This is a genomic window from uncultured Aliiroseovarius sp. (assembly GCF_947492455.1).
GTDB lineage: Bacteria > Pseudomonadota > Alphaproteobacteria > Rhodobacterales > Rhodobacteraceae > Aliiroseovarius.
In genome coordinates, this window is record NZ_CANLNB010000001.1 from 24454 (window position 1) to 46071 (window position 21618).

At 62.1% G+C, this 21618-nt stretch carries 24 protein-coding genes; 8 read left to right on the forward strand and 16 right to left on the reverse strand.

The window, feature by feature from the left end; translation table 11 throughout:
* The first annotated feature begins 90 nt into the window (after positions 1-90).
* The 4 genes from Q0677_RS00155 (at position 91) to rnhA (ending at position 2771) form a co-directional block, all read left to right on the forward strand.
* Positions 91-648 (forward strand): NYN domain-containing protein, encoded by a 558-nt coding sequence (locus tag Q0677_RS00155; protein WP_298904629.1) that lies wholly within the window; start codon positions 91-93, stop codon positions 646-648.
* Between the two features lie 107 nt (positions 649-755).
* Positions 756-1706 carry a 4-hydroxy-3-methylbut-2-enyl diphosphate reductase gene (gene ispH / locus Q0677_RS00160; protein WP_298904632.1) on the forward strand — a complete coding sequence of 317 codons (951 nt, stop codon included), beginning with the start codon at positions 756-758 and terminating at the stop codon, positions 1704-1706.
* Positions 1707-1712: 6 nt separating this feature from the next.
* Entirely contained in the window at positions 1713-2300 is a 588-nt protein-coding gene (locus Q0677_RS00165) for a class I SAM-dependent methyltransferase (protein ID WP_298904635.1), read from the forward strand.
* Between the two features lie 18 nt (positions 2301-2318).
* Positions 2319-2771 (forward strand): ribonuclease HI, encoded by a 453-nt coding sequence (rnhA, locus tag Q0677_RS00170; RefSeq protein ID WP_133486640.1) that lies wholly within the window; start codon positions 2319-2321, stop codon positions 2769-2771.
* A gap of 63 nt (positions 2772-2834) precedes the next feature.
* On the opposite strand, the gene Q0677_RS00175 is transcribed toward rnhA, so the two are convergent.
* Genes Q0677_RS00175 through def (Q0677_RS00190) form a run of 4 tightly spaced genes read right to left on the reverse strand, consistent with a single transcriptional unit; the run spans position 2835 to position 5024 of the window.
* Positions 2835-3074, reverse strand: a complete 240-nt coding sequence (locus tag Q0677_RS00175; protein ID WP_298904641.1) for a GlsB/YeaQ/YmgE family stress response membrane protein — start codon at positions 3072-3074, stop codon at positions 2835-2837.
* A gap of 38 nt (positions 3075-3112) precedes the next feature.
* Entirely contained in the window at positions 3113-4012 is a 900-nt protein-coding gene (gene fmt / locus Q0677_RS00180; RefSeq protein ID WP_298904644.1) for a methionyl-tRNA formyltransferase, read from the reverse strand.
* A complete protein-coding gene (def, locus tag Q0677_RS00185; RefSeq protein ID WP_298904647.1) occupies positions 4009-4506 on the reverse strand; it encodes a peptide deformylase in 498 nt (165 codons plus the stop codon). Before def (Q0677_RS00185) ends, fmt begins: the two co-directional genes overlap by 4 nt.
* Entirely contained in the window at positions 4503-5024 is a 522-nt protein-coding gene (gene def / locus Q0677_RS00190) for a peptide deformylase (RefSeq protein ID WP_298904650.1), read from the reverse strand. Before def (Q0677_RS00190) ends, def (Q0677_RS00185) begins: the two co-directional genes overlap by 4 nt.
* Positions 5025-5125: 101 nt before the next feature.
* Here def (Q0677_RS00190) and Q0677_RS00195 point away from each other — a divergent pair, with 101 nt between their 5' ends.
* Positions 5126-6298 (forward strand): MalY/PatB family protein, encoded by a 1173-nt coding sequence (locus tag Q0677_RS00195; protein ID WP_298904653.1) that lies wholly within the window; start codon positions 5126-5128, stop codon positions 6296-6298.
* A 58-nt stretch (positions 6299-6356) separates the two neighbouring features.
* On the opposite strand, the gene Q0677_RS00200 is transcribed toward Q0677_RS00195, so the two are convergent.
* The 10 genes from Q0677_RS00200 to Q0677_RS00245 all read right to left on the reverse strand — a co-directional run bounded on the left by Q0677_RS00200 (position 6357) and on the right by Q0677_RS00245 (position 16036).
* A complete protein-coding gene (locus tag Q0677_RS00200) occupies positions 6357-6704 on the reverse strand; it encodes a hypothetical protein (RefSeq protein WP_298904656.1) in 348 nt (115 codons plus the stop codon).
* 97 nt (positions 6705-6801) lie between these two features.
* Complete coding sequence (locus tag Q0677_RS00205; RefSeq protein WP_298904658.1) at positions 6802-8235, reverse strand: deoxyribodipyrimidine photo-lyase; 1434 nt, start codon at positions 8233-8235, stop codon at positions 6802-6804.
* A 65-nt stretch (positions 8236-8300) separates the two neighbouring features.
* Complete coding sequence (cobM, locus tag Q0677_RS00210; protein ID WP_282182332.1) at positions 8301-9092, reverse strand: precorrin-4 C(11)-methyltransferase; 792 nt, start codon at positions 9090-9092, stop codon at positions 8301-8303.
* Positions 9089-10888: a precorrin-3B C(17)-methyltransferase gene (gene cobJ / locus Q0677_RS00215; protein ID WP_298904663.1), complete on the reverse strand. Its 1800-nt coding sequence runs from the start codon at positions 10886-10888 to the stop codon at positions 9089-9091. The genes cobM and cobJ overlap by 4 nt, the downstream gene beginning before the upstream one ends.
* A complete protein-coding gene (cobI, locus tag Q0677_RS00220) occupies positions 10879-11580 on the reverse strand; it encodes a precorrin-2 C(20)-methyltransferase (protein WP_298904666.1) in 702 nt (233 codons plus the stop codon). The genes cobJ and cobI overlap by 10 nt, the downstream gene beginning before the upstream one ends.
* Positions 11577-12776 (reverse strand): precorrin-6y C5,15-methyltransferase (decarboxylating) subunit CbiE, encoded by a 1200-nt coding sequence (cbiE, locus tag Q0677_RS00225; RefSeq protein ID WP_298904669.1) that lies wholly within the window; start codon positions 12774-12776, stop codon positions 11577-11579. Before cbiE ends, cobI begins: the two co-directional genes overlap by 4 nt.
* 66 nt (positions 12777-12842) lie before the next feature.
* Positions 12843-13499 carry a precorrin-8X methylmutase gene (locus Q0677_RS00230; RefSeq protein ID WP_298904672.1) on the reverse strand — a complete coding sequence of 219 codons (657 nt, stop codon included), beginning with the start codon at positions 13497-13499 and terminating at the stop codon, positions 12843-12845.
* The gene (locus Q0677_RS00235; RefSeq protein ID WP_298905752.1) at positions 13496-14734 is read right to left on the reverse strand and encodes a sirohydrochlorin chelatase; all 1239 of its coding nucleotides are present in this window, start codon (positions 14732-14734) and stop codon (positions 13496-13498) included. The genes Q0677_RS00230 and Q0677_RS00235 overlap by 4 nt, the downstream gene beginning before the upstream one ends.
* A gap of 21 nt (positions 14735-14755) precedes the next feature.
* Positions 14756-14983 carry a DUF6732 family protein gene (locus Q0677_RS00240; protein WP_298904675.1) on the reverse strand — a complete coding sequence of 76 codons (228 nt, stop codon included), beginning with the start codon at positions 14981-14983 and terminating at the stop codon, positions 14756-14758.
* Between the two features lie 225 nt (positions 14984-15208).
* On the reverse strand, positions 15209-16036 hold the full coding sequence (locus tag Q0677_RS00245; protein WP_298904677.1) for a protein-disulfide reductase DsbD domain-containing protein: 828 nt from the start codon (positions 16034-16036) through the stop codon (positions 15209-15211).
* A 102-nt stretch (positions 16037-16138) separates the two neighbouring features.
* Here Q0677_RS00245 and Q0677_RS00250 point away from each other — a divergent pair, with 102 nt between their 5' ends.
* Complete coding sequence (locus Q0677_RS00250) at positions 16139-16717, forward strand: YqgE/AlgH family protein (RefSeq protein ID WP_298904679.1); 579 nt, start codon at positions 16139-16141, stop codon at positions 16715-16717.
* Positions 16718-16723: 6 nt separating this feature from the next.
* On the opposite strand, the gene Q0677_RS00255 is transcribed toward Q0677_RS00250, so the two are convergent.
* A complete protein-coding gene (locus tag Q0677_RS00255) occupies positions 16724-17680 on the reverse strand; it encodes an L-threonylcarbamoyladenylate synthase (protein ID WP_298904681.1) in 957 nt (318 codons plus the stop codon).
* 94 nt (positions 17681-17774) lie between these two features.
* On the opposite strand from Q0677_RS00255, the gene Q0677_RS00260 reads away from it, so the two are divergent.
* Positions 17775-19496 (forward strand): acyl-CoA dehydrogenase, encoded by a 1722-nt coding sequence (locus Q0677_RS00260; RefSeq protein WP_298904683.1) that lies wholly within the window; start codon positions 17775-17777, stop codon positions 19494-19496.
* A gap of 5 nt (positions 19497-19501) precedes the next feature.
* Entirely contained in the window at positions 19502-20536 is a 1035-nt protein-coding gene (locus Q0677_RS00265; RefSeq protein ID WP_298905754.1) for an MBL fold metallo-hydrolase, read from the forward strand.
* Positions 20537-20615: 79 nt separating this feature from the next.
* On the opposite strand, the gene Q0677_RS00270 is transcribed toward Q0677_RS00265, so the two are convergent.
* Entirely contained in the window at positions 20616-21566 is a 951-nt protein-coding gene (locus Q0677_RS00270) for an NAD(P)-dependent oxidoreductase (protein WP_298904685.1), read from the reverse strand.
* Positions 21567-21618: the final 52 nt, after the last annotated feature.

Below are 21618 nucleotides of genomic sequence, written 5' to 3' on the forward strand. Positions count from 1 at the left end.
CTAGATTACGACACATGTTTCTTCGTTAAGTGATTTTTATCCTACCACTCACGGAATTGCTCGGCGAAGTTAATTGGAAAGGAATAATTAATGTTCTACCGCGACGAGCGACTCGCACTCTTTATCGATGGCTCTAACCTTTATGCGGCGGCTAAGTCGCTGGGGTTTGACATCGATTACAAGCTGCTCAGACAAGAATTCATGCGCCGTGGCAAACTGCTGCGCGCGTTCTACTACACTGCCCTTCTGGAAAACGACGAATACTCGCCCATTCGTCCGCTGGTGGACTGGCTGCACTATAACGGCTTCTCGATGGTGACGAAGCCGGCCAAGGAATACACCGATTCCATGGGCCGCCGGAAAGTCAAAGGCAACATGGACATCGAACTGACCGTCGATGCGCTTGAGTTGTCCGACCATATCGACCACGCGGTTCTGTTCTCGGGCGACGGCGATTTCCGCCCGCTGGTGGCCGCGCTGCAACGCAAAGGCGTGCGCGTATCGGTGGTTTCGACCATCCGCAGCCAACCGCCGATGATTGCCGATGAACTGCGCCGCCAGGCCGACAACTTCATCGAGCTGGAAGAGCTCAAAGATGTGATTGGCCGCCCACCGCGCGAATTTGACGGTCCCGAAGACCGCGAGTGATTGAAACAGACAGGCCGGGGTACACGCTCCGGCCTGTTTCCTTTTGGGGTGCGGCTCTGGACGACCCGCGTGAAAACCCTTACCTCTGACCCAGATCGGAGGACGCCATGACCAAACCCGCCCTGACCTTATATCTTGCAGCCCCCAACGGCTTTTGCGCAGGCGTGGATCGCGCCATCAAGATCGTCGAAATGGCGATCGAGAAATGGGGGGCGCCGATCTATGTCCGCCATGAAATCGTGCATAACAAATTCGTTGTGGACGGGCTGCGGGCCAAGGGTGCCGTGTTTGTCGAAGAACTGGACGAATGCCCCGATGACCGCCCGGTGATCTTTTCGGCGCACGGTGTTGCGAAATCCGTCCCGGCCGAGGCCTCGCGCCGCGAGATGGTCTATGTCGACGCCACCTGCCCGCTGGTCTCGAAAGTCCATATCGAGGCCGAACGTCACCACGAGAACGGTCTTCAGATGGTGATGATTGGCCATGAAGGCCACCCGGAAACCGTCGGCACGATGGGCCAATTGCCCGAGGGCGAAGTGCTGCTGGTCGAAACCGCCGAGGATGTCGCCACGCTGACCCCCCGCGACCCCGAACAACTGGCGTATATCACCCAGACCACCCTGTCCGTGGACGACACCGCCGGGATCGTCGCCGCGCTACGCGACCGCTTCCCCGCCATCGTCGGCCCGCACAAGGAAGACATCTGCTATGCCACCACCAACCGCCAACACGCGGTCAAAGCGGTGGCGCCGCAATCCGACGCGCTTTTGGTGATCGGCGCGCCCAACAGCTCGAATTCCCGCCGTCTGGTCGAGGTCGCCCGCGCAAATGGCTGCGACTATTCCATGCTGGTCCAGCGCGCGTCCGAGATCGACTGGCGGTCGCTTGAAGGCATCCGCACCGTTGGCCTGACCGCGGGGGCCTCCGCCCCGCAGGTGCTGGTGGACGAGGTGATAGACGCCTTCCGCGACCGCTATGACGTGACCGTCGAATTGGTCGAAACCGCGCAAGAAAACATCGAGTTCAAAGTCCCGCGCGTGCTGCGCGTACCTGCCTGACACGGCATGTCCGAAGATCGCCAGACCCTTGACGTTTATGACGCCCAAGCCGCTGAATACGAGGCGCGGGTAGCGGTCAAGGACACGCCGGGGCTGGACGATTTCATCGCGGAACTACCCCAGAAAGCGCACGTTCTCGACCTTGGCTGCGGTCCCGGCCTGACCGCCAAGCAGATGATCAATCGCGGCCTAACGGTGGATGCGACGGATGGCTCCGACGCGATGGTGAAACGCGCGCGCGATCATGGCGTTCCTGCGCGACAGGCGCTGTTTCACCAGATCGACGGGCAAGCACTCTATGACGGGATCTTCGCCAATTTCAGCCTGCTCCACCTGCCCCGCGCCCAGATGCCCGGAATGCTGGGCAGACTACACAAGGCGTTGAAACCACAGGGCGTTCTGCATATCGGCGTCAAGCTCGGCTCAGGCGATGCGCGCGACGATCTGGGGCGGTACTACACCTATTACCAACAGGATGAGCTGGAAGAGCTGTTGACCTCGGCGGGCTTTACACTCATCACCCGCATTCTGGGCAGCGGCACCGGGTTGGATGGCCGTTCGTCCGATTGGATTGTCCTGCACGCGCGCAGCTAAGGCGAAAGGAACACACTCATGGCTGAATTCTTCGCCTATACCGATGGCGCCTGTTCCGGCAATCCCGGCCCTGGCGGCTGGGGCACGCTTTTGCAGGCCAAGGACGGCGATACCGTCGTCAAGGAACGCGAACTGAAGGGCGGCGAGGCGCTGACCACCAACAACCAGATGGAGCTTATGGCCGCCATCATGGCGCTTGAGACCTTGGGCAAGCCCTGCGCGATTACCGTCGTGACCGACAGCACCTATGTGAAGAACGGCGTGACCGGCTGGATCCACGGCTGGAAGCGCAACGGGTGGAAGACCTCGGCCAAGAAACCCGTGAAAAACGCCGAGCTGTGGCAGCGTTTGGACGAAGCGCAAGCGCGTCATCACGTAACGTGGGAATGGGTCAAGGGCCATGCGGGCCATCCGGAAAATGAGCGTGCGGATGAGTTGGCGCGGGCGGGAATGGCCCCATTTAAGGGCTAGCCCCCCCCGGAAACTGAAGCCACAGTCCCGATCAAATTTTGCTGTACTAGGGTGAACCGCGTATTAGCTGCGACCCGAATACCTCTGCCACAGCCAGATCAACAGAATGGCGCCCAGAACGGCCCCGATTGCTCCAAAGGCGATGCTGCCGATGGTCAAAAGAAACCGCATCAACAGACCGCTGATCAGCGCACCCCCAACACCAATGGCAATCGTGGTGGGCACATCAGTGCGCACATCCATGATGCGCGTGGCCAGAAAGCCCGCAGCAGCACCGATGATGATCAAAAGAATGAACGGCATAGGGTCAATATGGGGTCAGAACGCGTAAATTGAAAGGCTCAACCGATCTGATCGGGCATGTCAAAACCGCGCAGGAAGTCTTCGGCCTCCATCGCGCGTTTGCCGGGGCGTTGGGCGCGCAGCACCTCGACCGCACCGTCACCGCAGGCAATGGCCAGACCGCCCAGAACCTGACCCGGCGCCCCATTTCCATCGCCCAGACGCGAGGCCAGAAGCTTCACCTGCTCGCCCGCCATATCGCATTTCGCACCGGGGAACGGGGACAGGCCACGGATCAGGCGATCCACTTCGGCGGCAGGTTTGGTCCAATCGACACGCGCCTCGGCCTTATCGATCTTGGCGGCATAGGTCACGCCCTCGTCCGGCTGCACCGCAGGGGTCAGATCATCCAACCGCGCCAGAACGTCAACGATCATCCGCGACCCCATGGCCGCCAAACGGTCATGCAGAAGCGCGGTGGTTTCCTCGGCCCCGATCGGCGTGGCTTCGCGCAGCAATACGGGACCAGTGTCCAGACCGGCCTCCATCTGCATGATGCAAATGCCCGTCTCGGTGTCGCCCGCCATGATCGCGCGGTGAATAGGCGCGGCCCCGCGCCAGCGCGGCAGAAGCGAGGCGTGGATGTTCAGGCAACCCTGTTTGGGGGCATCCAGAATGGCTTGCGGCAGGATCAGACCATAGGCGACGACGACGGCGGCATCTACGTTCAGGTCCGCGAAGGCAGCTTGCTCGTCCGCGCCCTTCAGGGACACCGGGTGGCGCACCTCCAGCCCCAACTCCAAGGCCCGCGCATGGACCGGACCGGGGCGGTCTTTCTTGCCGCGACCCGCCGGACGGGGCGGCTGGCAGTAAACTGCGGCGATGTCATGCCCAGCCTCGACCAGAGCCTCGAGCACTGGAACCGAAAAGTCAGGCGAGCCCATGAAGACAAGTCTCATCGCGCCAGTTTCCTTGCCTTTTTCACCAACATGTCGCGCTTCACCTTCGACAGGTGATCCACGTACATCTTACCGTTCAGGTGGTCGATCTGGTGCTGCACGGATGTGGCCCAGATGTTCACGAAATCGCGCTCCTCGACCTCTCCCGCTTTGTTCAGGAAGCGTACGGTCACAGCGCGCGGGCGGCTGATCACGGCAGAGACGCCAGGCAGGTTCGGGCTGGCCTCTTCATGTTCACGCGACTGGGTCGAGGCATGCAGGATTTCCGGGTTCGCCATGCGCACGGCCTGTCCGCGTTCGTCGGATGCATCCACAACCGCCAAGCGCAGCATGATCCCCAGCTGAGGCGCGGCGAGCCCCACACCGGGCATCGCATCCATCGCAAAGATCATCTCGTCCCAGATGGCGCGGATTTCGTCGGTCACGGCCTCGACCGGATCGGCTGCCGTACGCAGGCATTTATGCGGGTATTTCACATAGGGGCGGTGGGTCACGACCGGGCCAGCTCGCGCTTCAATTTTTGCATCTTGCGGGTGATCATCTGGCGCTTCAGCGGCTTCAGGTAATCAATGAACAGCTTGCCATTCAAGTGGTCGATCTCGTGCTGCACACAGGTCGCCCAGAGGCCATCAAAATCGCGCTCCTGCAGGTTGCCATCGCGGTCCAGCCACTGCACCCGAACCTCTTTCGGGCGGGTGACCTCGGCGAACTGATCCGGGATCGACAGGCAGCCTTCCTCGTACACGTTCAGATCGTCCGAGGACTGTATGATCTCGGGGTTAAACATGATCAGGGGATCGTGGGGTTCGTCTTCGTCCCGCACGCAATCCAGCACAATCAGGCGCTTCAAAACGCCGATCTGCGGGGCGGCCAACCCGATGCCCGGCGCGTCATACATGGTTTCCAACATGTCATCGGCCAACGTCCGCAAGTCATCGGACAGGTCCGGCACGGCATCGGCCACCTTTTTCAGGCGCGGGTCGGGGTGAATAAGGATCGGTTTGATGGTCATATGCTGCATGTAGGACATGCGCCCGTTTGGTGCAATGGCTGGCTTGCACCCGCCGCCAAAGCCGCTAACGTGCCCTCAAACGCCATCCCGAAGGAGACACTATGAATTTCGACAAGATGACCGAGCGCCGCGGCACCCACTCCTCAAAATGGGACAAGATGGAGCAGCTGTTTGGCGTTTCGCCGGAAGACGGGCTGGCGATGTGGACGGCAGACAGCGATTACGAAACCGCGCCCTGCGTGATCGAGGCTGCGCGCAAAGCCATCGATCATGGCGTCTTCGGCTACTCTTGGGAATATGACGCGTATAAAGAGGCCGTCGCCTGGTGGATGCGCACCCGTCACAATTGGGACGTGAACCCGAATTGGGTTCTGTCCAGCCAAGGTCTGGGCAACGCGATTGCCCTCTGCCTGCAAACATGGACCGAGCCCGGCGATGGCATCGTGATCTTCACCCCCGTCTACCACGAGTTCGCTCTGAAGATCGGCAAGAACGGGCGCAAGGTGGTCGAATGCCCACTGAAGCGCGTTGGCGACCGCTATGAACTTGATCTGGAAGACGCGCAATCACGCCTGACCGGTAACGAGAAGATGATCTTGTGGTGTTCGCCGCAGAATCCCTCGGGCCGGGTATGGACCGAAGCCGAGCTGAAAGCCGTCGCTGCGTTCGCCGAGAAGAATGACCTGCTGCTGGTGTCGGACGAGATCCATCAGGATCTGGTCTATCCGGGCAATAAATTCGTACCGACCGCCGTCGCCGCACCCGAGGCAACCTCGCGCCTGATCACGCTGACGGCGGCTTCAAAGACCTTCAACATCGCGGGCCAGCGAACGGGCAACATGATCATCCCTGACGATGATCTGCGCAACGATATGCGCGGGATGCTCTATCAGATGGACTATGCCCCGGGCATGCTGGCTGTCTCGATGATCACCGCGGCCTATTCACCCGAGGGAGCGGAATGGGTGGACGCCCAGATCGCGCATCTGGATCGCAACCGGAAAATGTTCGACGAAGCGATCAACGCGATCCCCGGCCTGCACTCCATGCCACTTGAAGCGACCTATCTGGCGTGGGTCGATTTCTCGGGCACCGGCATGTCCCATGACGAGGTGATCGCCCGTATCCGTGATGATGCCAAAATCGCGGTCAGCCCCGGCCCGTCTTTCGGCACCGGCGGCGAAGGGTTCCAGCGCTTCAATCTGGCCACCCAAGGCGCGCGGGTAGAAGACGCCATCGAGCGCATGCAGCGCGCTTTCGCAGACTTGCAGTAAAAAACACAAAAGGCCCGCGCAGAACTGATCCGCGCGGGCCTTTTGTTTGCTTTCGTCCTTACTGCCCCTCGATCAGGGCAACCGGCGCATTGTCTTCACGGGCATAATCCCGCGGCACGGCGTCATGCGCTTCGGCCTTGCGTTTGAATTCGTATTTCATTTGGCCCTCTTCCTCTTCCGAGGCCACGATCAGGCACTGATACAGATGCCGCGACCCGTCATACAGGTCCACCAGCCCGCGCAGATGCGGGGCACGTTCGGCGTCCAAGGCAAACCCGGTCTCCCAAAACGTGAGCACCGGGAACACCTCTTCATTCACGCGAATGCGCAAACGGCTCTTTTTCTTGAGGTCTTTCTTGCGCGCGGCCTCCAGTCCCTCACGCACCTCTTTCGGCAGATATTCCACGTCTCAATCCCTCCCAACGCAGATGACTATCATGGCACAAGATATGTCTCGGTCAAGTAAACGGAGTGTTAACCTTGGGTGACATTCGCACCCCTGACTAGAGCCCGCCGAAAGCATCAAGCGCCGCCGCGCGGGCGCTGGCATGGTCCACGATCGGGTGGGGATAGGTCGTCCCCAAGCGTATGCCCGCCCCAAGCAGCACAGCCTCGGGTGCCTGCCACGGCGCGCCAAGATAGCGGTCCGGAAGGGCTGACAGCTCTGGCACCCATTGGCGGATATATGCGCCGGTCGGGTCAAATTTCGTGGCCTGTGTGATGGGATTGAAGATGCGGAAATAGGGCGCAGCATCCGCCCCGCAGCCCGCCACCCACTGCCAACTGGCCGCATTCGACGCCACATCCGCGTCCAGCAACGTGTCGCGGAACCACGCCAGCCCCGCGCGCCAATCGATGCGCAGGTGCTTGGTCAGGAACGACGCCACGATCATCCGCACCCGGTTGTGCATCGTACCTGTCTGCCAAAGCTCGCGCACGCCGGCATCCACGATGGGATATCCGGTCTGCCCACGTTGCCACGCGGCCAGATCATCCGGCGCATCCCGCCACGGGAAGGGCACGAATTTCGGTTGGAACTCGACCTCGGGCAGGCTGGGGGTGTGATAAAGCAAATAGGCTGCGAACTCGCGCCAGCCGACCTCGGCCAGAAACTTCGTTGCGTCGCGGTCGCTGACGTCTCCGGTCACCTCGGCACGGCGCAGACTAGCCAAGATCTGGCGCGGTGTGATTTCACCCATTTGCAGATGCGGGGACAGGTTCGAGACGCGCGCCTCGGCCGGGAAGTCCCGCCCCTCGGCATAGCCTTGCGCCCGCGCAGACAGGAATTGGTCCAACCGCGAAAACGCCCCGGCCTCGCCGGGTGTCCAATGGGGTCCAAAGCCCGCGGCCCAGTTGGGGCGCGCTGGCAGCAATCCCCAATCGGGCAGGTCTTCGCTTTGCAGGTGGCGATGGAATGTCAGGCCCGAGGGGATCGGCAAGGCAGGCGAGACCTGATCCAACTGGGCCAGACACGCCCGCCAAAACGGGGTGAAGACACGGAAGGGGGTGCCAGATTTGGTGGCAACCTGCCACGGCTCGAACAAATACCGCCCTGCGTGGCTTTCAGCCCGTATGCCCCGCGCCTTCAGTTGCGTCTTCAGGACGGTGTCGGCAGCAACCGCGTTGGGGGTATAGCGCCGCGACCAGTGCACCTCGTCCGCGCCTGTCGCTGCGATCACCTGCGACAGCACCGTCTGTGTCGGGCCCGAGCGCAACACCAACTGCCCGCCCAGCAACTCGATCTGCGCCGACAAGGCGGTTAAGGAATGGTGCAACCACCACTGCTGCGCCGCGCCCATGGGGTCGGCGGGGAGGGGATCATTCACATAGAGGCAGATAACGGGACGACCATCCGCACAGGCGGCGGTCAGGGCTGCATGATCTGACAGGCGCAGATCATTGCGAAACAGAAGGATGGCGGGGCGGGACGTGCTCATGAAAGCCTCATGTGTGGGACATAGAGTATACGTCCCGCCCCCGTATTTAGATCAGTACATTTAGATCAGGTGTTGTGATCCTCGACCAGATCAACCCCCACCACAGGGCGCAGCACGTGGGGCTTCTCGGGATCATAGAGCGCGGAATCCTTGAAGTCCCGGCCACGGTCCAGCGCAGGACCGACAAGGATCAACGCGGTGCGAGTGATCTTTTCGGCGCGAACTTTCTTGCGGATGTCGGCGATGGTGCCACGGATGAACATCTCGTCCGGCCAGCCGACGCGATAGGCGACGACCACCGGGCAATCCTCGCCATAGTACGGCGTCAGCACACGCTCGATTTCACGCATGTTGCGCACGGCAAGGTGGATGGCCAGCGTCGCGCCGGTCTTGGCGAAGTTCTCCAACGTTTCGCCTTCCGGCATCGAGGTCGACTGCATCGACATCCGCGTCAGAACGATGGATTGCGCGATTTCTGGGATGGTCAGCTCCTGCCCCAGAGCAGCCGCGGCGGCGGCATAGGCGGGCACGCCCGGAATGACCTGATAGTCGATGCCATCTGCGTTCAAGCGACGGATCTGTTCCGCGATTGCGCCGTACAGCGACGGGTCGCCGGAATGCACACGCGCCACGTCTTCGCCGCGTTCGTGGGCTGCCTTGATCTCGGCATGGGTGTCGTCCAGCGTCATGGGCGCGGTGTCCATGACCTTGGCCCCTTCAGGGGCACAGGCGACAACCTGCGGCGGGACCAGAGAGCCTGCGTACAGACACACCGGGCATTCGCCGATGATGCGCTGCGCTTTCAGGGTCAGAAGCTCGGGATCGCCGGGGCCGGCACCAATGAAATAGACGGTCATGACAGATCTCCATCAATGCGGCGGGCATAGCCGCGCGGGGTAAACATACGCGGGCCTTCGCCCAGTTGCGCCAGACGCGAGTTCGACGAGCCCACCAGCACCACGGTCAGCATATCGACCTCGTCCACCTGCAGCTCGTCCAGACGGCGATAGCGGATGTTTTCGGTCGGGCGACCCAGGTTCGAGGCCAGCATCACGGGCGTATCTGCCGGGCGGTGCTTCAGCAGAATGTCGCGTGCCTCGGCCAGCAGGGTGCGACGCTTCATCGACACCGGGTTGTAGAAGGCGATCACGAAATCACCCTCGGCCGCGGCATGCAGACGCTTCACGATATCCTCGCGATGGGTCAGCAGGTCCGATAGAGAAATTGCGCAGAAGTCGTGGCCCAACGGGGCGCCTGCACGGGCGGCTGCACCCTGCAGCGCGGACACGCCGGGGGTGGACACCACTTCGACCCGACGCGCTGCATCGCTGACGCCTTTTTCCTCGGCGGTACGGTCGAGGAGTTCGTACACCAGCGCACCCATCGCATAGATGCCCGCATCACCCGAGCAAACCAGCGCGACGTTCTTGCCCTTGCCGGCCTGTTCCAGCGCGTATCGGCAGCGATCTTCCTCGCCACCCAGCGGGAAGTCCGACCGGGTTTTGCCAGTGGCCAGCGGACCAATCAGGTCGATATACAGGCCATAGCCTACCAGTTCTTCGGCTTCTTGCAGCAGATGGCTGGCTTCCGGCGTGCGCCATGTGTGTTGGCCCGGCCCGATCGAGACGATCGAGAGCTTGCCGCGGGTACGGCCGCGCATCTCGGTGATCGGCTCGGGCGCGCGGGCGATGGCGCAGGTGGTGTTGGCGGTTTTAACCTTTTCGACGACCAGTTCGGCGTCGGGACCAGCGGCAGCCAGCGCCGCGCCTTCGGACACACCGTGACAGCCCACTTCTTCGAACACCACGTCCGAGGGGTTCGCCAGACGCGCGGTTTCGGCTTCCAATTCTTCGGCGGTAAACACGCGGAAGGGCACGCCCAGACGACGCGCCAGATCGTTCATCGCACGCTCGTCAGCTTTCAGGTCCAGCGAGGTCACGCAGGCAATGGCCTCGGGCGCGATATTGGCAGCAGCCAGTTGCTCGGACACGTTCTGCCACAGCTCTTCGGGGTCTGCGTTGCGCGCACAGCCGACACCCAGCGCGAAACGTTGCGGATGATAGGCCAGACGGGTCGGGCCGGTCTCGACAGGCGCTTCCGAGACGACCAGCTCGACCGCGCCGCCGGCGTCTTCGATATCAAAAATGTTCTCGCCCACGATGGACACGCCAGCGCCCGACAGCAGCTCCGCCATCGCCTCCTTGGCATCTTTCTGGTTTGCCAGACGATAGCCCACCGGCGGCTCGTCCAGCGCCACACCCATCGACACGTCACCAGCGGTGGTGACGGCAGCGGTAGCACCAATGTCGGCTGCGATTTGCGACGCCAGACGGTTGGCCCCACGGTGACCACCCAGCAACGGCAGCACGGCCGAGCCATCATCAGCCACGGCCACGACGGGCGGTTCAGCCAGTTTGTTGGCAAGGATCGGCGCCACGGCACGGATCAGGATGCCTGCCGCACACACGCCCACAATCGGCGTACCAGCAGCAAACAGCATCCGCACGTGATCCAGCGCGTTGGGGAAGAACGCATCGGCTTTTTCCACGCGGCCTTCGCGGCCATGCACCTGCGCGCCCAACAGGGCAGCGACCTTATGGGCCAGAGGTTCGCCTGAAGCATTCAAGCAAATTACAACAGGCGTTACAGCCATGGGTCGGTTCCTTTCGCAAGCAGGATCATCGAGAAATAGGGGGCCTTTTCAGGGGCTTCAGACAGGGGCAGCACGACCTCTTCCGGCAGGCTGGCGCGCTCCACATAGGTGGCTTTCGCAGTCAGGCCGAGGTCGTCAATTACGCCACGGATTTTGGGCAGGTGGCGGCCGACTTTCATGATCGCCACCGACTCTGCGCCTTCGATCCGCGACCGAAGCTCGGCCTCGTCCAGCGGGCCGGGCAGAACGGTCAGGCGTTCGTTGCGCGCGACCAGCGGGCGCTGCGCACGCGCGGCAACCGTCGTGATCGAGGTCACGCCCGGGATGATGTCGCAGTTGAACCGATCCGACAGGCGGGCAAACAGATACATGAACGAGCCATAGAAGAACGGATCGCCCTCGCACAGGACAACCACATCGTCGCCCGCTTCCAGACGTTCGGCGATCTGCGCCGCACCCGCGTCGTAGGCGGCTTGGGCAGGCGCGCGTTCGACGCTCATCGGGACGGGGATGCGGATCTCATCGGCGTCTTCCGCGATCAGGTCGGCGGCGATGGACCGCGCGAAGCTGTCGCCACGTTCGAGCGCCGGGTAGGCCACAACCTTGGCCGCAGCAATCAGGCGCGCAGCCTTCAGCGTCATCAGCTCGGGGTCTCCCGGGCCAAGGCCGATCCCGTAAAGGGTTCCGTTCATCGTTTAATCAGGCTCCATTGGGTGACGGGGCGCAGAGGTTTCCAGCCAGAGAGCGCCCCCAGCGCTTCTGCGCGTTCCACGGACAGTTTCACCAGCTGTCCACCATGTTTTTTGTGCAGCGCAGTCAGACACATTTCGCTTTCGATGGTGACGGCGTTGGCGACCAGACGGCCCAGAGGGCGCAAAGCGGCCCATGCGGCGTCGAAGGTTTCTTCGGTCAGACCACCGCCGATGAACACAGCATCGGGGGCTTCCAGACCGTCCAGTGCGGCGGGGACCATGCCGTCGATCAGTTCCAGGCGCGGCACGCCCAGCGCCAGCGCGTTCGCAGCCGCCATAGCGCGACGTTCAGGCTTCGGCTCAATCCCAATCGCGCGGGCATAGCGTGCGCCACGCATCCATTCGACCGCGACAGAACCACAGCCGGTGCCAATGTCCCACAAAAGCGCGCCGCGCATCGGCATCAGCTTGGCCAGAGTGACCGCGCGGACCTCTTGCTTGGTCATGGTGCCGTCGGATTGGAACAGCTCGTCCGCCAGCCCCGGCACGCGCGGCAGAAGGGCGGCATCGGGGGCCGCAACACACTCAACCGCCAGCGTGTTGAACTCGGGCACGTCGTGGTCCCAGCTTTCCGCCAGCCCATCAAACCGCGCTTCCTTGTCGCCGCCCATATGGGCCAGCACCGTCATGCGGGATTTGCCAAAACCGCGTTCGGTCAGGAAGGCGGCGATCTGGCCGGGGGTCTCGGACCCCGTGGTCAGCACCAACAACCGCGCGTCGGGTTGGATGAAGGCAATCATCTGCTCGACCGGGCGGCCATGTACGGTCAGGGTTTCCAGATCCGCCATAGACCAGCCCATGCGCGCGGCAGCGAGTTGGAACGCTCCGACCTGCGGGTGAAACACGATCTGGGACGGATCGAAATGACGGCCAATCTTGGCCCCGACCGAGAACCACAAAGGATCCCCCGTCGCCAGCACGGCCACACGCTTGCCGCGCCGCGCTTCCAGTTCGGAAATCAAGCTGTTGAAGGGCGAGGGCCACGCAAGGCGCTCGGCCTCGGTGTCCAGCATCTCGTGATGGCGCTTGCCGCCCACGATGACCTCGGCCGCATCCAGAACCGCGCGGGTCGCAGGCGCCAGCCCGTCTACACCGTCTTCGCCGATGCCGATGATATGCAGCCAAGGTTGGGTCATGTCATTCGCTCCAGACACCAAGTTTCTTCGAAGAAACTTGTCCGTTTTCTTGGGAAGAAAACGGGGTCACTTCTTTTCCTCCGGCAATCCAGCAGCCAAGGCGTTCACAGCAGCGGATGCAATCGCCGAGCCGCCACGCCGTCCGCGCAGGGCAACGAATTCGCAGCCACGCGAGTCATTGGCCAGTTCCGCCTTGCTTTCGGCAGCGCCCACAAAGCCCACAGGGAAGCCAAGGATCACGGCGGGTTTCGGCCCGCCTGCGTCAATCAACTCCAGCAGGTGGAACAATGCGGTGGGCGCATTGCCCACGGCGACGACTGCGCCTTCCAACTTGTCCGCCCACAGCTCGACCGCCGCAGCGGAGCGCGTGTTGCCGATCTCTTTCGCCAGCGGGGGCGTGCGCGGGTCGTTCAGGGTGACGATCACCTCGTTCTCGGCGGGCAGATAGCGGCGGATGATCCCTGCGCCCACCATCTCGCAGTCGCAAAAGATCGGCGCGCCGGATTTCAGTGCTTCGTGGCCGACCTGATACGCGCTTTCCGAGAACGCAAGACGGTCCGCGACCTCGACCATGCCACAAGCGTGAATCACGCGGGTCGCCAAAGCCGCCATGCCGCCCGGGAACCGCTCTAGCCGGGCTTCGCGGCGCAGGGTCGCGAAGCTTTCGGCATAGATCGCGATCGGGTCGCGTTCATAGCGCAGAGGGGGACGGCCCGTGCTCATTTCGAGCGTGCCGATTCTGGGCCATGCGGGTGTTTCGCATGGGGGTATTCGGCGTGCACGTGGTCATGATCATGGTGGTGATGATGGTCATGGCCGTGATCGTGGTGGTGATGGTGATGCCCGTGATCATGGTCGTGGCTGTGGTCATGATCGTGATCGTGGTGATGATGGTGATGCCCCATATACAGGCGGCATTCGCCGGTGCAGAACGTGTCGCACAGCTTGCAATCCGCAACGTTCGAGCCGGGCGCCGATGCCCCCTGGCCTTCCACATGGTGGTGGTGGCTTTCCTGAATGGCGCCGACTTCAGCCTCAAAGCCCAGAACTTCCACACGGTATTTGCACATCACGCAGGTGGGCGGCGGAACGTCTGCAAACGCGGGATGCTTTTCGCGCTCTTCCACCGGGATGGTCTTGGCCTCGCCGCCGTCCATCGCCAGAACCTGCGTGCGATAGCCACAGGTGCCGCAGTTCGGCGGGCGCACATCGCCCAGCTGCTCGGTCACGCGCTCGGCAAAGGTTTCCAGCACTTTTGGGTGATCGTTCAGGTATCCGGCTTTGACGAAATGGATGTCCGGGTTTTCGGCGGCCACCTTGTCGGTGAAGCCATAAATCCGGTCGATCAGAATGCCCGAGAACAGGAAATACGGGAAGACGATGACGCGCTTATAGCCCAGCTTGGTCACGTGGTTCAGGCAGGGTTCAACCAGCGGGAAGGTCACGCCGGAATAGCCCACTTCCAGCCACCCAAAGCCTATGCCTTCTTGCAGCAGACGCGCCACTTTGGCGACGTTGCCGTTGGCGTCGGGGTCCGAGGCGCCACGGCCGATGACCACAAGGCAGGTTTCTTCCAGCGGCACCTCGCCTTTTTCGGCATTGGCTGCGTCGACGGCTTCCTGAATACGCGCACCTGCGGCGGCGATCATCTTGGGATCCACGCCCAGTTCGCGGCCATAGGTCACGTCGATTCCGTGCTTTTCAGCATAGGAGTTCAGAACCGTCGGGATGTCGTTCTTGGTGTGCATCGCGGCAAACAGCATGCCCGGCACAGCCAGAATGCGGTCACAGCCTGCTTCCCGCAGGCGGTCCAGACCGTCGCGGATCACCGGGTTGGCGAACTCCAGATAGCCATAGTCGGTCACCCAGTCGTCCGGGAAATAAGCAGGAAGCTTTTCAGCTAGGACTGCGAACTGATCCACAGCGTCCTGGCTACGCGAGCCATGCCCGCAGATCATCACACCAATTTTCGACACGGGTTATGCCTCCTGCGGCTGTTCGTCAGTCTCGTCTGCTTCGGCGTCGTCAGCCTTGGCTTCATCGTTCTTCTGACCCTTCAGCGCCGCCCACAGGCCAATGGCTGCTGCCAGACCAATCAGGATAATCGCCCCGATGTGGTCATGTCCTGCGACGTCTCCGATATGGCTGGGGTGGGCAATGGCCGGGCCGGCCAGAAGGCCAAGAACAACAAGAGCAAAACGGGTCATGCGGCATCCTTTCACGCATATAGCGGACGCAAAGAGGCTGCCTCTTTCCTTCAACGACGCTGCGTCTGATCCCCTATCTGGGTCGATCGTCGACAGCCAACCTCTCTGGCCCTATGGGCTTCGTTGGGTTTTCTATAGAAAGCGTGCGGGATGGGCGCAATGGGAAAGACGGCACAGAAGGGCCGTTTGGCGACATCCGCGGACGGTTTCAGGCGCTAACAGGTGTTAGCCGCCCGTACAGCCGCGAATATCAACCCCACGCCCGGCTGCCAGCACCGTCAGGCGCACGTCCGAGCGATTCAGCAAAAACGGCTTGCCCGAGGTTGGCACAAGATCGGCCACCGTGGTCAGAACGCGACCGTCGCGCTGCGTCGACAGGGTATTCACCCAAAGTGACGGGTCTGCGGTTTCCACCACGACGACCTCGCCCCGGCCAACGCGCGGCATGTCGATCTGCGCGGTCAGGCGTAGCCCGTCCTTGATCGGCTCGACCTGACAGATGGCTTTGCGCAACCCGGCCTCGGCAGCCGTGTCAGGCCGCTCGGCCAGCGCTCGCTTGATCGGGCGCGCAGCCTTGGTGGCTTCCGCAGGCAGTGTGACCGAGATCTCGGCGTCCATCGGCATGCACACATCCTTACACACGCCAAGGTTCACCTTACCGGTCAGAATGATGGGTTCGCCGGTCTGTCTTGGCGTCAAGCTCATCGGTAGAATCAACTCATGCGAATACCCAATGGTCTGCATCCCCGAGGTTTCGAACACCTGAGGCACCGGCCAGTGGAATGTTACGCCCGCCAGATTGCCCGACCCGCGCCAATCAAGGCTTGGGGGGATCCCGGCCTCGCCGGGGCTGCGCCAATAGGTTTTCCAGCCATCCGCCAACCGCACCCGCAGCGCGGCCATGTGGTTGCCCGACTCGTCACGCCAGCCGGGCAGAACGTCGATCTGTGCCACGTCTTCAAGCCTAGGCGGCATGTCCGCTTGGGCCGCCGCCGGGGTTATCAGTGACAGGGCCCCAAGGCAGGCAGAAAGAAGGGCGTGTTTTATCTTCATGCCTAAATACATAGGTGCCAAATCCCACATGTAAAATCACAAATGCTGGATAAGTTGTGACCAGCCCTTGCAAAGCGTGGGCCGGATCGCTTTTCTATTGGTATGAGCGACACCGATAACACCGAAATGAACCTCAGCGGAAAGCTATTGATTGCGATGCCTGGCATGGGGGATCCACGGTTCGAGAAATCAGTGGTCTTCATGTGCGCCCATTCGCCGGAAGGCGCCATGGGTTTGATCGTGAACAAGCCATCTGCCGAGCTGTCTTTGGGCGATGTACTGGCGCAACTGGACATCGACGCAAGCTCGATCACTAAGGCGGGCAAAGTGTTTTTCGGCGGCCCCGTGGAAGGCGGGCGCGGGTTTGTCCTGCACTCGGGCGAATACAACAACGACGATTCGACCCTGAAAGTGGATGACGTGTTTTCGATGACCGCGACGCGCGACATTCTTGAGGCGATGGCGCATGGTGAAGGCCCGGAAGAGGCCTTGGCCGCACTGGGCTATGCCGGATGGTCGCCCGGGCAGATCGAGGATGAGATCCAGCAAAACGCGTGGCTGACCTGTGATGCAGAGAAAGCGATTGTCTTTGCGGCAGATGATGACAGCAAGTGGTCTGCGGCCTTAGCCCAACTCGGCATTGATCCACTTCTATTGTCAGCCGAGGGCGGTCACGCTTAGCCGCGCTTAATCTCTGGGCGCAGCCGCCCGGCGCAAACGGTCGTTGATCGCACGTCCCAACCCGTTATCAGGAATTGGGGAGACTGCGATGGGGGCGTCGCCCTCTGCATCCAGTTTGTGCAGATAGCCAAACAGGTTCGCCGCAGCCTCGACCAGATCACCCGAGGGCGACAGGTTCAGTTCTGCATCTACATGGCCAAATCCCAACAGACGTTCACCCGGCGCAACAGTGTCCGCGTTCAGCCGCATCCGCGCATTCGGCGCATAGTGCGATTGCAGCTGACCCGGCGCGTTGATGGCCTCATCCTGACCGCGGGTCGCAAGCTGCCCACCCAGCGCAGCCTCCAGCGCTTCGACCGGCAGGCCGCCGGGGCGTAGCAATGTGGGTTCCGGGTCCAGCCCGACAATCGTGCTTTCCAACCCGACGCCACAGGGGCCTCCGTCCAACACGGCCTCGATCCGGCCCGACAGCCCGTCCAGCACATGCTGCGCGGTCGAGGGGCTGATGCGCCCGGATGGATTGGCCGAGGGCGCGGCGACGGGCACGCCCGCAGCCGCGAGAAGCTGTTGTGCCAGTGGATGTGCGGGCACGCGGATTGCAACGGTCGGCAGCCCGGCAGACACCAACGCGGATAGCGGCCCGTTCGGTTTCAACGGCAGAACCAGCGTCAATGGCCCCGGCCAGAAGGCCATCGCCAGATCATGGGCGATGCCGGTTAGCTCGGCATACTCGGAAACCGCGTCGACGGAGGGCAGATGTACGATCAGCGGATTGAAATGTGGACGGCCTTTGGCTTCGAAAATCCGCGCCACCGCCCGGTCGTCCGCCGCATTCGCCCCAAGGCCGTAAACCGTCTCGGTCGGGAAGGACACCAAACCGCCTGCGCGCAACAGTTCAGCCGCGCGGGCAATCCCACCCGCGTCGTCCTGCAAATGCTCGGTTTTCAACTCGCGCTCGGCCATGACGCTGCGTTTTCCTTTGCCCTTCAAATGACCTTCGGTAAGGGATCATCAAAGCCCTGTTAAGGGCCAATGTCCACGAAGCCAAGGATCGAACATGACTTATCGCGCCACAACTGATGACTTTCAATTCCTGTTCGACCACATCATTGGCTATGACGACATCGCCGCGACCGAGCTTTTCGCCGAAGCCCCCGGTGACATGGCAAGCGCCGTTCTGACTGAAGCGGGCAAGATGTGCGAAGACAAGCTGGCACCGTCGCATCGGGACGGTGACCTGACCCCGGCGGTGTTGGAAAACGGCATTGTACGCACCTCGCCCGGTTTCGCAGATGCCTATGCCGCGATTGCCGAAGGCGGCTGGGTCGGTATGGCTGCGGATCCCGAATATGGCGGCATGGGATTGCCCCTGACCCTGCAGACCGCTGTGAATGACATGATGTCGGCGGCAAACTTGTCGCTGCAACTCTGCCCCCTGATGACCCAAGGCCAGATCGAGGCGCTTGAACACCATGCCTCGGACGAGCTGAAGGCGCTCTATCTGCCCAAACTCATTTCCGGCGAATGGGCCGGCACCATGAACCTGACCGAGGCACAGGCCGGGTCGGACGTGGGCGCGCTGACCTCGAAGGCTGTGGACAATGGCGACGGCACCTATGCTGTGTCGGGTCAGAAGATCTTCATCAGCTGGGGTGACAACGACATCACCGAAAACGTCTGCCACCTTGTTCTGGCGCGCCTGCCAGATGGCGCGGCTGGCACCAAAGGCATTTCGCTGTTCCTTGTTCCGAAATTCATCCCTGATGCCGATGGCAACCCCGGCGAAAAGAACGACCTGCGCGTCGTCAGCCTTGAGCACAAGATGGGTCTGCACGGCAGCCCGACGGCTGTGATGTCGTTTGAAGGCGCGCGCGGTTGGATGATCGGCGAGCCGCACAAAGGCATGGCCGCGATGTTCACCATGATGAACAACGCCCGTCTGGGGGTTGGCGTTCAGGGTCTGGGTGCTGGCGAAGGTGCCTATCAGAAAGCTCTGGCCTATGCGCAGGAGCGTAAGCAGGGCCGCACGCCCCTTGGCGAAAACGGCACCGGCATGATCGTTGATTTCGCCGATGTGCGCCGGATGCTGACGCAGATGCGTTGCGAGCTCTTCGCCGCCCGTGCCATGGCGCTGTCGCTGTCCAAAGCCATCGACATGGCCACCGCAACGGGTGACGAAAGCTGGAAGGCGCGCGCCGCCCTGCTGACCCCGATTGTCAAAGCCTACGGGACCGAGACCGGCATTCTGGTCAGCCATTTGGGCGTACAGGTCCATGGCGGCATGGGCTTCATCGAAGAAACCGGCGCCGCGCAATATTGCCGCGACGTCCGCGTGACCGCGATCTACGAAGGCACCAACGGCATTCAGGCGATGGACCTTGTGGGCCGCAAGATGATGGACGGGGGCGAAGCCGCCTTCCGCCTGCTGGATGAAATCGAGGCTCAGGCCGAAGGCGCCCGCGCCCAGTTCCCCAACATGTCCGAAGCCGTCTGGTCCGCCGCCGAGGACCTTCGCGAATCCGTTGAGTGGATGGTTGAACAGGGCGATATGCAGGACCGCTTCGCCGGTGCTGTGCCCTTCCTGATGGGCTTTGCCCGTGTCTTGGGCGCGCATATGCACCTGAAGGCCGCGATTGCGGAAGGCGGCAAAGGCGCGCGCACGGAACTCGCCCGTTTTCACATCAACCGCCTGCTGCCGGAACATGTGGCCCAGTTCGCCCAAGCCCGTGCAGGTGCTGCTGGTCTTTATGCACTCAGCCCGGAAGATCTGGCCTCGTGAGCGACCTGACGACCGGAAAGCTGGACTTTCCTTTCCCCGATGCGCCCGGTGAGGGCGAGGCCATCGAGGTGGCAAAAGGCGTGCTTTGGGCCCGCCTGCCGCTGCCGATGGCCTTGGACCACGTGAACGTCTTCGCCTTTGAAGACCCCGAGGGCTGGACCATCGTCGACACCGGTTTTGACACCGGCAAGACCCGCCGCATCTGGGAGAAACTGCTGGCAGGTCCGCTGGGCGGCAAACCCGTGGTGCGCGTGATCGTCACCCACCACCACCCCGACCACGTAGGCCTCGCCGGTTGGTTCCAGCGCGATCATGGCGCGGAACTGGTCACCACGCGCACCGCGTGGCTGTTTGCCCGCATGTTGCTGCTGGACGAACAAATGGAACCGGTGGACGAAACGCTGGCCTATTGGCGCGCCGCCGGGATGGACCGCGAGGTCTATGAAAAACGTCTGACCGAGCGTCCCTTCAACTATGCCGACATCGTCGCCGACATGCCGCTGGGCTTCAAACGCATCAAGGAAGGTAGCCGCATTCATTTTGGCGGGCGTGATTGGGATGTGCGCATCGGTAATGGTCACGCGCCGGAGCACGCGACGCTTTGGTCGACGGATGGGGAATTGGTGATCGGCGGTGATCAACTGCTGGCCACGATCAGCCCGAACCTAGGCGTCTATGCGACAGAACCAGATGCGGACCCGGTCGGCGACTGGCTGGAAGCCAACGAACGCCTGAAGCAATACGCCACGCCCAACCAACTGGTTCTGCCCGGTCACAAGCTGCCCTTCACAGGCTTGCCCACGCGGATGCGTCAGCTGATCGACAACCACCACAGCGCCCTGCGCCGGTTGGAAGAGTTCCTGTCAGAACCCCACACCGCTGGCGAGTGCTTCCCACCCCTGTTTAAACGAGACATCAAGGGCGGCGAATACGGGCTGGCACTGGTCGAGGCCGTGGGCCACCTGAACCACCTTCTACACGAAGGCCGCGCCACCCGCACCAAGCGGGAAGATGGCGCGTGGCTGTGGAAAGCTTCCTGACCTCCACGCGCTTTTTCTTGTCGAAAATATCCTGGGGGAGCGTGAAACCCACACGGGTTTCACGCGGGGGCAAAGCCCCCTAGCCCCGACAGCGCGGCACCACCTCGTATCCCGGCTCTTCCGGCTCATCATCCACCATCTCGGCCGGAAAACCGGGCGCGGTGATGTCCAGCCCGGTGGCCTCTTCCAGACGGCGAATGATGTCATCTGACTGCGCCCGCTCGCCGTAACGCGCAATCCCGTCCTTGAAGATTTCGATCATCAGGGGCGAGATTTCCAAGGGCACGCCGGTCCGATCGGCAATCTCCTGAAATAGCCCAATGTCCTTTTTCACAAGGTCCATCGTGAAGGAAATGTCACGCGAGCCGTTCAGAATCACCTGACTTTCGGTCTCGTGCACGAAGGACGTGCCCGACGAAATCTTGATCGCCTCATAGGTGGTCGCCAAATCCAACCCGGCCGCTTTCATCGTCACCAGAGCCTCGCAACAGGTCAGCAGGTTCGCCGTCGCCAGATAGTTGGTCATCACCTTCAGGACCGAAGCCGAGCCAAGCTCTCCGGTATGCAGCACACGCCGCCCCAGAACGGTCAGGATGGGCAACACGCGTTCAAATGTCGCCCGATCGCAGCCTGCGAAGATCGAGATATTGCCCGTATCCGCCCGATGGCACCCGCCCGAGACCGGGCAGTCCACAGCCGCGCCACCACGCGCGATGACCTCGGCGCCCAGCCGTTTCACTTCGGCCTCGTCGGTGGTGGACATTTCCAGCCAGATCTTGCCGTCGCAGACCTCGTCCAGCATCTCGCTCACCACCGCGTTGCAGGCCGCGGGCGACGGAAGGCAGGTGATCACCACGTCGCAATCGCGCATCAGGGCCGCCGGGCTATCCGCCACCTTGGCCCCGCGCGACACGAAGCCGTCGACAAGCTCGGGGTTCAAATCCAGAACCGTCAGATCCTTACCATTGCGTAACAAACTGCCCGCCAGTTTGCCGCCGACATTCCCTAGCCCTACAAATCCGATTTTCATGCAAAACCTCCCTGCGTTCCGGTCAGGTTTTCAGCGATACCCATATGTTTCT